Annotated in this window: 11 protein-coding genes; 6 read left to right on the forward strand and 5 right to left on the reverse strand. The window is 58.6% G+C overall.

Annotation, left to right across the window (positions count from 1 at the left end; genetic code table 11):
• Positions 1 to 305: 305 nt before the first annotated feature.
• Positions 306 to 857 carry a TIGR00730 family Rossman fold protein gene (locus tag C1J02_RS08165; protein ID WP_114878124.1) on the reverse strand — a complete coding sequence of 184 codons (552 nt, stop codon included), beginning with the start codon at positions 855 to 857 and terminating at the stop codon, positions 306 to 308.
• 138 nt (positions 858 to 995) lie between these two features.
• On the opposite strand from C1J02_RS08165, the gene C1J02_RS08170 reads away from it, so the two are divergent.
• Together C1J02_RS08170 and C1J02_RS08175 are read left to right on the forward strand one after the other, a co-directional pair.
• Positions 996 to 2,294 (forward strand): LysM peptidoglycan-binding domain-containing protein, encoded by a 1,299-nt coding sequence (locus tag C1J02_RS08170; protein WP_114880465.1) that lies wholly within the window; start codon positions 996 to 998, stop codon positions 2,292 to 2,294.
• Between the two features lie 116 nt (positions 2,295 to 2,410).
• On the forward strand, positions 2,411 to 4,273 hold the full coding sequence (locus C1J02_RS08175; protein ID WP_114878125.1) for an ABC transporter ATP-binding protein/permease: 1,863 nt from the start codon (positions 2,411 to 2,413) through the stop codon (positions 4,271 to 4,273).
• A 74-nt stretch (positions 4,274 to 4,347) separates the two neighbouring features.
• Here the strand turns inward: C1J02_RS08175 and C1J02_RS08180 are convergent, their stop codons facing one another.
• The 3 genes from C1J02_RS08180 to C1J02_RS08190 form a co-directional block, all read right to left on the reverse strand.
• Positions 4,348 to 4,818, reverse strand: coding sequence for a DUF302 domain-containing protein (locus C1J02_RS08180; protein WP_205389882.1), 471 nt, complete (start codon positions 4,816 to 4,818; stop codon positions 4,348 to 4,350).
• A 93-nt stretch (positions 4,819 to 4,911) separates the two neighbouring features.
• Positions 4,912 to 8,793 (reverse strand): efflux RND transporter permease subunit, encoded by a 3,882-nt coding sequence (locus tag C1J02_RS08185; protein WP_114878126.1) that lies wholly within the window; start codon positions 8,791 to 8,793, stop codon positions 4,912 to 4,914.
• The gene (locus C1J02_RS08190) at positions 8,790 to 10,037 is read right to left on the reverse strand and encodes an efflux RND transporter periplasmic adaptor subunit (protein ID WP_114878127.1); all 1,248 of its coding nucleotides are present in this window, start codon (positions 10,035 to 10,037) and stop codon (positions 8,790 to 8,792) included. The genes C1J02_RS08185 and C1J02_RS08190 overlap by 4 nt, the downstream gene beginning before the upstream one ends.
• Before the next feature lie 229 nt (positions 10,038 to 10,266).
• On the opposite strand from C1J02_RS08190, the gene C1J02_RS08195 reads away from it, so the two are divergent.
• From C1J02_RS08195 to der, 3 genes are read left to right on the forward strand one after another with little or no spacing between them, the layout of a single operon-like run.
• Positions 10,267 to 10,968 (forward strand): tetratricopeptide repeat protein, encoded by a 702-nt coding sequence (locus C1J02_RS08195; protein ID WP_114878128.1) that lies wholly within the window; start codon positions 10,267 to 10,269, stop codon positions 10,966 to 10,968.
• A 51-nt stretch (positions 10,969 to 11,019) separates the two neighbouring features.
• Positions 11,020 to 12,372: a PQQ-like beta-propeller repeat protein gene (locus C1J02_RS08200; protein WP_254693241.1), complete on the forward strand. Its 1,353-nt coding sequence runs from the start codon at positions 11,020 to 11,022 to the stop codon at positions 12,370 to 12,372.
• A gap of 60 nt (positions 12,373 to 12,432) precedes the next feature.
• Entirely contained in the window at positions 12,433 to 13,899 is a 1,467-nt protein-coding gene (gene der / locus C1J02_RS08205; protein ID WP_114878129.1) for a ribosome biogenesis GTPase Der, read from the forward strand.
• A gap of 17 nt (positions 13,900 to 13,916) precedes the next feature.
• Here der and C1J02_RS08210 read toward each other — a convergent pair whose 3' ends face one another.
• Positions 13,917 to 14,636 (reverse strand): tryptophan-rich sensory protein, encoded by a 720-nt coding sequence (locus C1J02_RS08210; RefSeq protein WP_114880468.1) that lies wholly within the window; start codon positions 14,634 to 14,636, stop codon positions 13,917 to 13,919.
• A gap of 91 nt (positions 14,637 to 14,727) precedes the next feature.
• Here C1J02_RS08210 and C1J02_RS08215 point away from each other — a divergent pair, with 91 nt between their 5' ends.
• Positions 14,728 to 15,891, forward strand: a complete 1,164-nt coding sequence (locus tag C1J02_RS08215) for a DUF2235 domain-containing protein (RefSeq protein WP_114878130.1) — start codon at positions 14,728 to 14,730, stop codon at positions 15,889 to 15,891.
• Positions 15,892 to 15,916 lie beyond the last annotated feature (25 nt).

The following is a 15,916-nucleotide window of genomic DNA, read 5'->3' on the forward strand; positions in this document are numbered from 1 at the left end:
TTAGCTGGGGCACCTCGCCCTGTGACAATCCTATCACAAACGCGCGCGCTGCTAAGGCGCTTTTGTGCCCGCAGCCAATGGCGATTTTGGGTCAAAACCACGCACCGCGCGAGCCATGTGTTTTCTTCTGTCTTGCGCAGTTGGAATGCGCGGCCAGTGACGAACACGAAGCCTGCCTTTGTCTGTCTCAGGACTTTGAAAGATGGACACCAGAACCGCCCGGTTATGCGCGTCGGAGCGGTTTGATCGTGACGAAATCCAGCGGGTCGATCAAGCTTGGCATAGCCCGCTGGCCGTAAAACACTTCAAGCCAAAGCCTGATCCAAAGCCTTTAAAGCTGTGTCGGCGTCAGGCAGTATCGTTATGTAATCCAACAGTGTCTCATTTGCGAATCCACAGGTTACAACGTGGTTCAACAAAGACGTTAGAGGATCCCAATAGCCTTTTGTATTTACTAGATAAACGGGCTTCTCGTGTAGGCCCAATTGCCGCCATGTCAGGACTTCAAAAAGTTCGTCCAGTGACCCCGCACCGCCGGGCAGAACCACCACTGCATCGCAGTTCATGAACATGACTTTCTTACGCTCATGCATGGTTTCGGTTACGACGTAGGTCGTCAAATCTGTCTTGCCGACCTCCCAATCCACGAGGTGCTGAGGGATGACACCAAAGGTGTCGCCACCCGCCGACTGCGCCGCCCGTGCCACTGACCCCATCAGCCCCACATCGCCCGCACCATAAACCAGCCGCAGGCCTTTTGCGGCCAGCCCCGCACCAAGTGTTTCCGCATCATGGGTGAAATTTGGGTCATTGCCGGGCCGTGAGCCGCAAAAAACGCAGACAGATTTTTGGATCATCGTAAGGCCATCCTAGCGGGTTTGAAGTTCAGGAAAAAAACAAAAGTGACGCGCCGTGTTTTGACCCGTGTTAACCTGCTTGATACAAGGTCTCAACCGTTGGGATGGCCAGCCGTCTGGCCAAAGGGACAAAATGATATGAACAAAATTCAGGCTGGTCTGGGTGGCATATCCGGCGCGCTAGGGATCGGTGTCGCCGTCATCGCGGTGCTGGCCGTCGCTGTCTGGTTCGGCACCAAAGATGATCCGGTCGACGTGACGACACCCACTGCCTTGGTGCAGCCTGAGGGCGAGGCCCCCGCCGAGCCGCCAGCGGAGACGGCCAAAGGTGAGGATGCGGCACCAAAGACCGAGAGTGTCATGGCAACCGACAATGCGCCCGCTGACCCTGAGGTGACCACCGACAATGCTGAACCGCCCCAAATTGCGCCACCCGCATTTGATGAGGTACGCCGCGAACCCGATGGCATGACCGTTGTGGCGGGACGCGCGGCCCCCGACGCAATTGTGCAGGTTTTGCGTGACGGAGAGGTTATTGGTGTTGCGATCGCAGACGGGTCCGGGAAATTCGCGACCCTGGTGATCGTCGCGCCAGATGGGGAAGGGCATGTGTTGTCCCTGTCACAGAGCGTGGACGGCGTAGAGATCGCCTCGCTTGACGAGATAATCCTCGCGCCGACGACAAGCCCTGTTGCCGTGGCTGAAGTCGCGCCTCAGGTACTCAGCGAAACACCTCTGGCCGAACCTGTCACCGTGGATCCAGACACAAATGCGCCGTCTGCCGTCACCGCTGAGAACACCACAGTGCAGCCAGAGACAGTGCAAGCCGCCCCGTCAGAAGGTGTTGCCGAGCCGATCACCGCACCTGCGACCGAGGCGGCGCAAGTCACCGCGGCGGAGACACCCGACGTTGCTGTTTTGAAATCCACGGCAGAAGGTGTTGAACTTCTAAATCCCGCAGCACCTGAACTGATGGCAAGTGTTGCGCTGGACACGATCAGCTATTCCGACGCGGGCGACGTGCAATTGGCCGGTCGTGCGCAGCCCGAGACACAGACCGTGCGCGTCTACCTCGACAACGACGCCGTGATCGACCTTCCGGTTGACGAACAGGGCCGCTGGCGGGGCAATGTCCCGAATGTTGACGAAGGCATATACACCCTGCGCGTTGACGAAGTTGGCGCAGATGGCAGCGTGACCAGCCGGGTTGAGACCCCGTTCAAACGAGAATCTGCTGCCGCTTTGGCGCAAGCCACCGCCGGTCAAGAGGGCCCGATCAAAGCAATCACGGTGCAAACAGGGGCAACACTTTGGGCAATCGCGCGCGATCGGTACGGCGATGGTCGCCTGTACGTGCGGGTCTTTGAAGCGAACAAAAGCGATATTCGCGATCCGGATCTGATCTATCCCGGGCAGATTTTTGACCTGCCGGATTGATTGCGTATGCCTGAGGTTTGATCAGAAAACCTTTCGAATTATCCGAAAAATCCTGTCACCGCTGGCAAGTCAGCCATGGGCGGACTATGTAACGGACCAACCACATTGGAAGTTATATGCCCGCTGACACTGCCCGCCCGGACACCTCTCAAAAAGCTGACCAAAAACAATTGCTGACCGACGAAGAGCTTGCCGATCAGGCCGAGCGTCAGTCAGGCATGTTGGTGCTGCGCAAGGTCGCGCCCTACTTGTGGCCTGCCAATATGCCTTGGGTGAAACGACGTGTGATCTGGGCGATGGTGGCCCTTTTTGCTTCAAAACTGGTCACGGTCATCACCCCGTTCTTCTACAAAGGGGCCGTTGACGCGCTGTCAAACGAAGGCGTGCCAATGTTGGCGCTGGGGGCCGTGGGCCTGACGGTCGCCTACGGCATGGCGCGTCTGATGGGGGTGGGGTTTCAACAGCTGCGCGATGCGATCTTTGCCCGCGTGGGGCAGCGCGCACTGCGGATGCTGGCGCTTGAGACCTTTGAGCACATTCATAAGCTGTCGATGCGCTATCACATCACCCGCAAAACCGGGGGGCTGTCACGGATCATCGAACGGGGGGTCAAAGGCGTCGACTTTCTGCTGCGATTTCTGCTCTTTTCAATTGGTCCGCTGATCCTTGAGCTGTTGATGATCGGTGTCATTCTGACGATCTTTTTCGACGTTTGGTATCTGGCAGTCGTGGCGGTGACCATCGCTGTTTATGTCTGGTTCACCTTTGCCGTCACCGAATGGCGCGTGAAACTGCGCCGACAGATGAACGATCAGGATACGGATGCCAATCAAAAGGCCATCGACAGCCTGCTGAACTATGAAACGGTTAAGTATTTCGGTGCCGAAGCCCGCGAAGCAACCCGGTATGACGAGGCCATGGCAGGCTATGAAGTCGCCGCAATCAAGACCAACTATTCTCTGGCATTCCTGAATTTCGGCCAGTCGCTGATCATCACGGCGGGCCTTGTGGGTGTGATGGTGATGGCCGCGATGGGCGTTCAGAACGGTACGCTGACAGTGGGCGATTTTGTCATGGTGAACGCCTATATGGTGCAGATCACCGTGCCGCTGAACTTTCTGGGCACCGTCTACCGCGAGATCCGTCAGGCATTGGTCGACATGGGCCAGATGTTTGGCCTTCTCGACCAGCCTGCCGAGATTGCCGATAAACCCGACGCGCCTGATCTGGATGTCACCGGTGGGCGGGTCACGCTTGAAAACGTCACCTTTGGCTATGATCCAGACCGCACCATCCTGCGCGGCGTGACACTCGAGGCAAAGCCGGGTCAGACGGTTGCGATTGTCGGGTCAACCGGGTCGGGCAAATCCACCATTGGCCGGCTGCTTTTCCGGTTTTATGACGTGCAGGGCGGTGCGCTCAAGATCGACGGTCGGGACGTGCGCGACATCACACAGCTGAGCCTGCATCAGGCCATCGGCGTTGTGCCGCAGGACACGGTGCTTTTCAACGACACCATCGGCTACAACATCGCTTATGGACGCGAGGGGGCAAGTCAGGCCGATGTCGAACAGGCCGCGCGGGATGCGCAAATCCATGATTTCATCCTGAGCCTGCCAGATGGTTATCACACTACGGTGGGCGAACGGGGGCTGAAGCTGTCGGGTGGTGAAAAGCAACGTGTGGGCATTGCGCGCACCTTGCTCAAGGATCCGCCGATCCTGCTGCTGGACGAGGCGACAAGTGCGCTGGACAGTGAAACAGAGCACGAGATTCAGGACGCGCTACACCGGGCGGGGCAGGGGCGCACCGTGCTGACCATCGCCCACCGGCTCAGCACGATTTCGGACGCGGACAGCATCGTCGTGCTGGAAAAGGGCGAGATCGTCGAACAAGGCACCCATGAGGATCTTTTGGCGCGTGACGGCCGCTATGCCCAATTGTGGACCCGTCAACAGGCCGAAGAAGGTGCGGCGTAACACGGCATTGTGGTGGCATTGATTGCCACGTGGGGCTTGGCGTGAGGTGGGCACAGGCGGCCCACCCAAATGCCCTATTCCTCTGCGATCGCCTTTGACGTCAGCTTGTCCAGTGCCCCTGTCATCATCGCGAGATACTGCGCATCTGCGGGCAACCCATGTGTTTCAGCCAGATCAGCCGGATCATGATAGGTGACCTGCACCACGCCTTCTGCATCTGCAAAGACCAGCACGCGCAACGGCAGGTCCAGACCAGCGGTTTGACCATCAAGCATCGCAGGCGTTCCCAGCTTGGGATTGCCAAAAATCAACAATTCTGTCGGGCGTAATTCCATCTCTACCTTGGCTGCTCCGGCGGCGTGATCGACACGGGCAAATACCGTGGCCCCGGCACCTTCGACCGCGGCGGCCAGACGGTCCATTGTGATGGTTACGGAATGGGGGCTGATTTTGGTTATCATATCAGCGGCATAGGCAGGAATGGTCATGAGGGCGCTCAGTGCTGTGGCAAAGACAAACGGGCGAAAGATGAAACGAGGTGACATCGGCGAATTCCTTTTGGGTACGAGATAAGATCAACTCTAGCCCCAAAAAGTCATGATGTGAGGGGATCACCCCTCACATTTGGGTTATCGGTGTTATTCCGCCGCAGCCAGCTTTCCGGTTTTGGGTTGTGGGACGGGCGGGATCACCTGATCATTGTCCCAAATGATCTCTTGCGCGGTGTAGCGCCGAGCGTCACGCTGCAACGCCCAATCGCGCGCGGCCTTGCTGGCGCGGCCCAGTGACAGCTTGGCCAGCAACCGTGCAATCCAGCGGATATATGTTGTTGCCCAAACCCGGATCGCCAACATCGACGGTGTCACCATGAGGGTCAGTACCGTTGCAATGCCAAGGCCAAAAACCACAGCTGTGGCCAGTTGCTTCCACCACAGGGCGGTCGGCGAATTGATCGTATAGCCGCCGTCAGCAAAGTTCAGAGACAGGCCAAACATCATCGGCGCAAGTCCCGCCATTGTGGTGATCGTGGTCAGGAGCACAGGTCGGATACGGGCCTGAGCGGTCCTGATGATCGCCTCAATGCGCGGCATATAGCGTTCATATTCCTGATAGGTATCAATCAGGATGATATTGTTGTTCACCACAATGCCAGCCAAGGCCACGATCCCGGTCCCGGTCATGATAATCGAGAATGTCTGATCCATCACCAACATGCCGATCAGCACGCCGGTGGTGGACAGCACCACCGCCAGCAATACCAGCCCGGCGTTGTAGAACGAGTTGAACTGCGCCAGCAGAATGATGAACATCAACCCCAGCGCTGCCGAAAAGGCAGAGCTGAGAAAAGCTTGCGATTCTTCCTGATCTTCCTGATCGCCCGTCCATTCATACGCGACACCAAAAGGCAGCGGCTTGGTGTCGAGCCATTTGGTGATCTCGGTGATCCGTTCATTCGCGGTAATCGGAACCAGCCGCAATGTGCCTTTGTCCGCCAAGGCCTGCAAATCCGCACCCTGTCCCAATTCGGTGCGTTTCGTGACCTTGTACGCCACCCCGTCAGCGGCGGTAAAATCGGTGTCCCCTGCCGCGGGGCGCAGGCTGGCAAAGGTTTCCTGCGTCTCGACGCCATCAACAGTCTTGATCTGGACAAGCTTCATCAGCCCGACACCTACACCCGCCTTGATGTCCAGATACCGTTTTTGGTCGACACGGTTGATCTCGGCCAGTTTCGGAACCGGCGTGCGGGTGATGAAATTGCTCAGCGGGATCAGCCCATCGGCAGTGCGCACCTTGAGCGTGTCAAGCGTGCTCAACACCCGGTCGCTTTCAGGCAAACGCACCCGAATGTCGATTTCTTCGTCCGAGCTGTCGACGCGCATCGTGTCCAGCAAAAGCCCGCGCGTGACCAGTTGCACCATCGCGCCCACGGTCAGAACATCCGCGCCATATTGACCGGCTTTTTCGACATCCACATCAATCTTCCAGTCGATGCCGGGCAGGGGGCGGGTGTCTTCGATCAGGGTCAGACCGGGGGTGGCGTCAAATTCGGCACGCGCAATTGCTGTGGCTGTGATCAGATCGACAAAGCTGTCTGATTTGAGACGCAGATGCACAGGTTTGGCCGACGCCGGGCCACGGGCCTGTGCCAGAATTTCAATGCGAATGCCGGGAATATTCTCAAGCTGCTCGGTCAGCTCCGCAATGATCAAATCACCATCAAAAGCAGGGTCCTGCGTTTGGCGGGTAACCTGATACCCGATCAGCGGAACCGTGAACAATACCTTGCTCAGATTGGGGCGGTCTTCCCAGGGGATCGTCTCAAGCTGAATTTGCCCTATGGAGTCCTTGGGGGCCTGTGCGCCGCCGGTGTTACTGTCCAGACCACCTTCTCCGGCAAAGGAAAACGCCGTTTGAACGCCCGGATGGGCCAGCACGATGTCTTCGGCCTTTCGCAGCAGTGTGTCCTTTTCCTCAAGGCTGAGGTTACCGCGCGCCAGCACATAGACGATGGCCTGTTCTGGTTCGGATTCGACAAAGAACTCGACGCCTTTTGAGTTGTTGCCAAAGAAGATCAGCACTGTGCCCACAAAAACAAACACAACGCCTGCGACGACCAATGGCATGATGGGGTTGCCAGCGATAAATTCGATCACCCGGCCAAAGCGGTTGCGGCGATAGCCGGCGAATACGCGGTCAGGTTCCTTGCGAAACAGTCGCGAGGTGATCCAGCGACCCCCCCGTCCCAAACGGGTGAACAGGCCAAAGAATGCCAGCAGCGCCATCATCGCGCCCGAAAGCCCAATGGTGATCAGCGCGCAGAGAACGACAACGCACAAGAAAACAACCGCGAAGGTCGGAACCACCGATCCAATAACATTCAACCCGTCCATAACGGCGAACCGGGCCGAAATCACCCCAAAGAAGGGCTGCATCAAGGCCATGGGTACCATGATCATCGCAATCGCCAGCGGGAACAACAGCAGATGCAAATACCACCTGAGGCCTGCAATCGAATGCATCCGGTCGGCCATCCAGCGTTCCAGCCGGCCTGTGACACCCCCCAGTACCGGCAGGTAAATCAGCGCCACCACCAGCGATGCCGATAGAACAAAGATCAGCGTGACGGGCAACATGCCCATGAACTGACCGGGCACACCGGGCCAGAACAGCATCGGCAGGAACGCACACAGCGTGGTCGCCGTTGACGAAATGATCGGCCAGAACATGCGCTGCGCGGCTTCGACGTATGCGTGCATCGGCCCCACGCCCTCTTGCTGGCGCGCATCGGCATATTCGACCACAACAATGGCCCCGTCGACCAACATGCCAACGGCCAGGATGAGACCGAACATCACGATGTTACTGATTGAGATGCCCATCAACGCGAGGAACGCAAAACACAGCAGGAACGACGTAGGGATCGCAAAACCAACCAGAATCGCGGCACGGATGCCAAGCGCCGCCAGCACCACAATCATCACCAGCGCAATCGCGGTAAGCACCGAGCCCAGCAATTGCTGCACCATGCTGTCGACAATGCGGCTTTGGTCGTTTGACGTGCCAACGGTCACCGCCGCCCGCAAGCCATCTGGCCAGGCGGCACTTTTTTCCGCCACAACCTGTTTCACTGCAGTGGCCGTATCAATCAGGTTGAAGCCTTTGCGCTTTACCACCTGCAAGGCGAGCGTTTTTTCACCATTAAACCGTGCGGTACCAAGCCGGTCTTCGAAGGTCAGTTTGATCTCGGCCAGATCGCCCAAGGTCACAACCCGGTCGCCATTGGTCTTGACGGGCAGCGCATAAACATCACGCGGCTCGTCGAATGAGGAGGGGATTTTGACGGCAAATGTACCTTGTGACGATTCAATCTCGCCTGCTGCAATCAACTGGTTGTTGTTTTGCACGGTGTTGATCAATTCGCCCGCCGTCACGTCATAGGCTTCAAGGCGCAAGGGGTCGATCAAAACCTCCAACATCTCATCACGGTTGCCCGCGATACCGGCCTCGAGCACGGCATCCATCGGTTCCAGATCATCTTGCAGGTCACGCGCCACCCGCGCCATCGTGCGTTCGGGCACCGGGCCGGTCAGGTTGACAATGATGATCGGGAATTCGGAAAAGTTGATCTCGTTGATGGAGTATTTGTCCGCGCCGTCGGGAAAGTTTGCCTCGGCTGTGGACATCGCATCGCGCACATCCGCCATGATCTTGGTCTTGTCCCAGCCAAACTCAAATTCCAGCGCCACGCCGGCATAGTTTTCCGCCGCCGTGCCGGACAGGGATTTCAGCCCATCCAGATCGGCCAGTTCGGTTTCCATCGGTTTGACCAACAAGGTCTCTGAATCCGCCGCTGAAATACCGGGGAAGGGGACCGACACAAACAAAGCCGGGATTTCAATGTCCGGTTCGCCCTCTTTGGGCAGTGTCGAATAGGAATATCCGCCTACCACGAGGCTGAGCAGGATAAAGGCCAGCACCATCCGCGCACGTCCGGCAGCCCATGCGACAATGCCGTTCATTGGGATACCTCGCGCCAGGTCGGTGCCACTGTGACGCCAGCGGTGACATATTCCTGTCCCGCAACAATCACATCCGCCTGTGCAGGCAGGCCGGTGACCCACACGCCATCGACTGTGTCGCGTATGATCTGGAGCGGCGCAAAAGACACTAAGGCTGCCTCATCCACCAGCCGCACACCAAGCGCGCCATCGTCATTCAGGGTCAACGCGGATTGCGGGATCAAATGGGCCGTGACCCCGGCAGAAGCGATTGAGATTTCCGCTGTCTGACCGTCGCGAATGGCCAGATCGGTGTTGGGCACTTCAATTTCCACAGCAAAGGTCCGCGTGGCCGGATCCGCAGAGCGCGACAGAAACGTGACGGTCCCAGTGACCTGTGTGCCACCCGCCGCCAGCCGCGCCTGGGCGGGCGCACCGATGCTCACCCGGTTCACTTCGGTTTCGGGGACAAAGCCGACCAGTTTGATCGGATCAAGTTGAATGATTGTTGCGCACAGCGCACCGGGTTGCAGCAGGCTGCCCAATTCCGCCGTGTCACTTTCCAACAGGCCGCTGAACGGCGCTCTGATGGTCAGACGCTCAATCTCTTTTTCGGCAACAGCCACGGCGGCTGTCGCCGCTTCGATGCCCGACTGCGCCGCACCGAGGCCGGAGGTGGCGGACGTCACCGCCGCCTTGGCAGATGCAACAGCAGCGTCCGACGACGCTACGCGGGTTTGAGAGGCAAAACCATCCTCGCTCAACCGCGCGGCGGCATTTTGATTGATCTCGGCCTCTGTCAGCCGCGCACGCGCTTCCTCAACCCGCGCTTGCGATTCCGGGATGCGAGATTGCGCTTCGCTTAGCCGGGCACGCGCTTCTTCCAAAGCGGCCCCACGGGTACCGGGGTCCAGCACACACATCGTGTCGCCTTTTGCGATCTGTGCGCCTTTTCGCAAGGGTTCGGACACGACAACTGCGGAAGTTTCAGCGCGCAAATCCACCTGCCGCACGGCGGCAGTCTGGCCGCGCAGCACAACGCCGCTGCCGACTTGTTTGGCCAAACTGCGCATCACCATCACCTTGACCAAATCCGGGGTGTCCGCAGCCTCGGTTTTGGGTTCACCGACAACAGTATCAGTGGCTTGGGGTGCGGTTTCAACCGGATCTGCCCCAAAGAATGCCAGCAGCTGCGGGCGCGCCAATATTGACATGGCCAGCAGAATGGTCACCGCAATTGCAGCCAGAATCGAAAACACACGCATAAAATAACTCCGCGTTGATAATCGGCCACGCCACGGCGCGGCATGTAATTTGATCTATTTAGCGCATGTGAACTAAACAGACCAGTTTAGATAACAAGTATTTTATCCCAGTGAAATTGTCCTGGGAATGCGTGATCCGGGCACCCCTGCAAACCTGACGATGCTAAGCACTTGGCTTGGCACGTTCTGCGCGGTATGAGGGGCAAAATCCAGACCGGGGGCAGGTGCGTTGAGCAATACCGACAGTTTTATTGAAGAGGTCAACGAAGAGGTGCGCCGCGACCGGCTTTATGGTTATTTGCGGCGCTATGGCTGGATCGCCATTCTGGCGGTGATCTTGATTGTTGGCGGGGCGGCGTGGTCGGAATACCGCAAGGCACAGACCCGTGCGCAGGCAGAAGCGCTGGGTGATGCGATGCTGAGCGCTCTTGCGGAAAACGACAGCACCAATCGCGTCACCGCATTGGCAGCGATTGAACCGGGTGCGCCATCTTCGGCGGCCGTGTTGCGCCTGATGACCGCGGCTGAGCAATCTGATGCGGGCGACACCGCCGCATCAATCGAGACACTGAATGCGGTGGCTTTGGACGGTGAGCTGCCCGAGATTTACCGGCAAATTGCACAGTTCAAGTCGCTGACCTTGCAAGGCGACACCACCCCTGTTGCCGACCGGAGGCAGGCGTTGGAAGCGATGGCACAGCCGGGCAATGTATTGCGCTTGCTGGCCACCGAACAATTGGCACTTATCGACATCGACGAAGGCGACGCAGATGCCGCAATTGCGCGGTATCAGGCGATCATATCTGACGCTGAAACCACCTCGGACTTGCAACAACGCGCGCGACAGGTGATTGTGGCGCTGGGGGGCGAACCTGAACTGGGCGATGACGCTGCACAGTTTGGCGCACAGCCCACTGAGAACGGCAACTGACGCAGATCAACAGTCGTCATTTGAGCAGATGAAAAAGAAGTGAGCAGGGCCATGATAAACCAACCACGCTTTTCGGCTAAGGCCATGATCGGGGGACTTTTTTCCGGACTTCTGGTCCTCAGCGCCTGCGCGGAAAGAGAAACCTATCTGCCGGGTCTGCGCGAAGATGTACGCTCCGTTCTGCAAAACTCTGAAGTGACAGAGCCGCTGGATCAGGGTGAGGTTACCAACACGGCCCGCGCCATTTCGCTTGGCGGCACCAGCAACAATGCAAGCTGGACGCACAGCATCGGCACCGCAAAATACCGTGTTGCACACCCGGCGTTGCGTAGCGCACCACAATTGGCCTGGAGCACGAATATCGGCGGCGGTGACAGCCGCAAGCTGCGCATCACCGCAGACCCCGTCGTGGCAGGTGGCCGTGTCTTTACACTTGATTCCGGCGCACAGGTCACAGCGACATCGCTCTCTGGCGCGCCGCTCTGGACCCGCGATCTGACCCCTGTCACCGACAAGCAGGGTCAAGGCACAGGCGGCGGCATGGCGGTCGAAGGCGACACGCTTTATGTCTCGGTGGGGTATGGTGTGTTGGCAGCACTTGATGTCACCTCGGGCGGCATCCGCTGGACACAAGACCTTGACGCCACCGGTTCAGGCACGCCAACCGTCTGGGGCGATCTGGTCTATCTCACCGCCGGCGACGATACCGGCTGGGCGGTGCGCAAGTCCGACGGCAGGGTCGAATGGCAGATGGGTGCCAGCACCACAGTCAATAACGTACTGGGCGCACCGGCACCGGCGATCACCGACCAGTTTGCAATTTTTGCCTTTGGATCGGGCGAAGTGCAGGGGGTTTTCCGTCAGGGCGGTCTTGGCCGCTGGAACACATCTGTGGTCGGCAAACGCCCCGGTCGCGCACTCAGCTCCGTTTCTGATGTAACAAGTGCACCGGTGGTATCTGGCGACCGTGTGTATGTGGGCAATCAATCAGGGCGTCTTGCCGCGCTTAACGTCAACAGTGGCAAACGCATCTGGACCGCGCGCGACGGGGCCATTGGCCCGGTGTGGCCCGCAGGCGATTCTGTGTTTGCAATCACTGATCTGAACGAACTTGTGCGTCTTGACGCCAGCGATGGCAGCCGGATCTGGGGCATACCTTTGCCGAATTTCGTCAAAGATAAACCACGCAAACAATCCGAGATTTTCGCCCATTACGGCCCGATCATTGCCGGTGGCCGGGTGATTGTAGCCTCAAACGATGGGAAGTTGCGCAGTTTTGACCCAACCAATGGGGTGCTGACCGGCGTTACCGAAATTCCAAATGGTGCGACGACCGCCCCCGTGGTGGCTGGCGGCACGCTTTATGTCGTGTCGACAAAGGGCCAATTGCACGCTTTCCGTTAAGCGCGAAATGGGGTAGAGCGCGGGCTTGATCTGCCTCACCTGAGGCCCGGAGCCTTACACATGTCTTTTACCCTTGCCATCGTGGGCCGCCCGAATGTGGGCAAATCCACGCTTTTTAACCGCCTTGTGGGCAAACGTCTGGCGTTGGTCGATGACCAGCCCGGCGTCACGCGCGACCTGCGTGAAGGGGCCGCGCGGCTGGCTGATCTGCGTTTCACGGTGATTGATACGGCGGGTCTGGAAGAGGTCACCGATGACAGCTTGCAAGGCCGCATGCGCCGCCTGACCGAACGCGCGGTGGATATGGCCGACATTTGCCTGTTCATGATTGATGCCCGCGTCGGCGTGACGCCTTCTGATCTGGTCTTTGCCGACATCCTGCGCAAGAAATCCGCCCATGTGATCCTGGCCGCCAACAAAGGTGAAGGTGCCGCTGCGGACGCCGGAGTGATTGAGGCCTATTCACTGGGGTTGGGCGAACCCATCCGGCTGTCTGCAGAGCACGGCGAAGGGTTTAACGACCTTTACACCCATCTGATGCCTCTGGCCGACAAATTTGCCGAACGCGCCTTGGAAGACGCACCTGAAACTGACGTGGATCTGACCGAGCAGGAGGCCGAAGAGGGTGAGGACTTTGTGCCCGTTCCAACCAACGCCAAACCCTTGCAGGTCGCGGTTGTGGGCCGCCCGAATGCGGGTAAATCGACGCTGATCAACCAGATTGTCGGTGAGGATCGTTTGCTGACCGGGCCAGAGGCCGGGATCACCCGTGATGCGATTTCCCTGCGCACCGATTGGCTGGGTGTGCCGATGCGGATTTTCGACACAGCCGGCATGCGCAAAAAGGCCAAGATTCAGGAAAAGCTGGAAAAACTCAGCGTCAGCGATGGTTTGCGCGCGGTCAAGTTCGCGGAAGTTGTCGTTGTGCTGCTGGACGCCGAAATTCCCTTTGAACAACAAGATCTGCGCATCGCAGATCTGGCTGAACGAGAAGGCCGTGCGGTGGTCATCGCAGTTAACAAATGGGACGTTGAAGAAGACCGTCAGGGCAAGCTCAAAGACCTCAAAGAAAGTTTCGAGCGTTTGTTGCCGCAATTACGGGGCGCACCCTTGATCACAGTCAGCGCAAAGACGGGCAGGGGGCTGGACCGTCTGCAAGACGCGATTATGCGCGCCTATGATGTCTGGAACCGCAGGATCACAACCGCGCAGCTGAACCGCTGGCTGTCCGGCATGGTCGAGGCGCATCCGCCGCCCGCCCCGCAGGGCAAACGCATCAAACTGCGGTACATGACCCAGGCCAAGACGCGGCCCCCGGGGTTTGTGGTGATGTGCAGCCATCCTGACAAGGTGCCGGAAAGCTATAGCCGGTATCTGGTTAATGGCTTGCGGGTGGATTTTGACATGCCCGGCACGCCGATCCGGTTGTGGATGCGCGGCCAGTCGGATGCGAACCCTTATAAGGGCCGCAAAAAGGCCCCGCCGTCAAAACTGCGCAAGCACACGGCCGGTCGGCGCAAGGATTGAGCGCGGGAAACTGTTGATCAACGCTTGCGAAACGCCTGTAGCGTCGGCAGGCACAGCACGGCTGCACCCCCCGCCGCGACATAGGCAACAAGAGGCGTGCTGTCCCAATTGGCCACGACAACAGCGACCAGGGCCCAGATCACCGCAACGCCATAGGTCGGCGCGCGCCGGCCCAATGCCGCCTGGATAAAGCCGCCCAACACGATGGCGAGACCCACAAAGATCAGTGCTGCTGTTGTTTGATCGAGCCAGCCATAGCCCGCAGCAAGCAATCCAAGTGACACGCAGGACGCCGCGCTGAGCCAGCCTGCATAAAGCCCCACAGGCCATGCGGCCCATGGCGAATCCGCAACGGGGGCCAGGAACAGGGCAATCAGTGCCGTGATCAGCATCAGCCAGATCAACACGCTTGCCCAGATCGGGCTCATCACCGCCACGGCGAGCCATCCAGTGCCAAAGGCCAGTGACAGCGACAGTGGCACCCGCATGTCATGCCATTGCGCGTCCCCGCGTGCCATCAACACCCCCCAGCCCAGTCCAAGGATCAGCCAGGCGTAAATCACGCCCCATATGGCAAACGCGTATCCAGCGGGCTGTACGGGTGGATTGTCCTGAGGCACGGGAAACTGGTTGGGATCAAAGCCCGCAAACCCGTCCACAAAGAACGGAGAAACGGCAAAAGTAATGCTGAGCAAGAAACACAGGATCGCAACAAAAGGGCGTAAAGAACCGGACATCATTCACCTACAAATTTTACTTTTCGCCAAATGCGGGTATTGTTTTTTGATTTGGCCAACGGATGGTAGCGTCTGAACAAGGATTTACAACATGGCACGGATTGCGATCTTTTGCGACGGCACTTGGAACGATGCTTTTCAGGCGCAGCCAACCCATGTGCATCGCCTGTTCGAAACCACCGCCGCCGAGGTTGATCAGCGCCCGGTCTATGTGCCGGGCGTCGGTACTGGAGGCAAATGGGCGACCCGTTTTGGCAAATTGCTGAATAAGGTCGGTGGCGGTGCGTTCGGTTGGGGGCTGAACGGAAATATCAAACAGGCCTACCGCGCGCTTGCAATGCTTTATCAACCCGGTGACGGCATCCTGATCTTTGGCTTTTCGCGCGGCGCATATACGGCACGGTCGCTTGCCGGAATGATCCGCAAGGTTGGCATCATCGACAACCCCACAGCAGCGCGCGTTGATGAAGCCTTTGAACTCTACCGTCTGCCCGGCCCGGAAAACCACCCCGACAAACCACACATCATCGAAAAGCGCAGGGCGCTGTCGCCGCGCTATGCCACATCGGCCAAAGAGATCGTTTGGCGGGCCGATAACCCCATGGAAAGTGCCGAACAGGAACCGCAGTTGATCGAGGTCGATTTTCTGGGCGTTTGGGACACGGTGGGATCGCTTGGCATTCCCACCAGCATCCTTGGCCCCATCGCGTGGATCTGGAACCGAAAATATCGGTTCCATGACACCAAACTGTCCAGCATGGTGAAATCCGCCCGCCATGCGGTGGCTCTGGACGAGCGCCGGATTTTCTACCGGCCCAGCCTGTGGGATAATCTCGAACAGGGCATTGATGATCCCGGTCTGAACAGAGGCGACCGCACGGACGCGCGCCCCTATCAGCAGATATGGTTCGTCGGCACACATTCGGTTGTTGGCGGCTCGGCTGAAACACGGGGGCTCACGTCGATCACGCTTGAGTGGATGGCTGCGGGCGCGCGACACGCTGGGCTGTGCCTGAATGACACCCCGCCCTTGTTGGATGCGGACCCAGATCCGACAGCAGACAGTCCAGAACTTATGGGCGCGCCCTTGATTTACCGCCTTGCGGGATCGCTGCTGGACTGGCGCAAAGGGCCGGGGCATCCGATTGATCTGCACGGCTCTGCTGAGGAACGCATAAAGGCGCGCGAGGATTACCGCCCGCTGTCGTTGCGGGCGCTAAAGCCGGAATTGTTTGGCGGCAAACCGCACGCCTGATCGCGGATATGCAAATCGAGGCGCG

The organism is Sulfitobacter sp. SK011 (assembly GCF_003352065.1).
Lineage (GTDB): Bacteria > Pseudomonadota > Alphaproteobacteria > Rhodobacterales > Rhodobacteraceae > Sulfitobacter.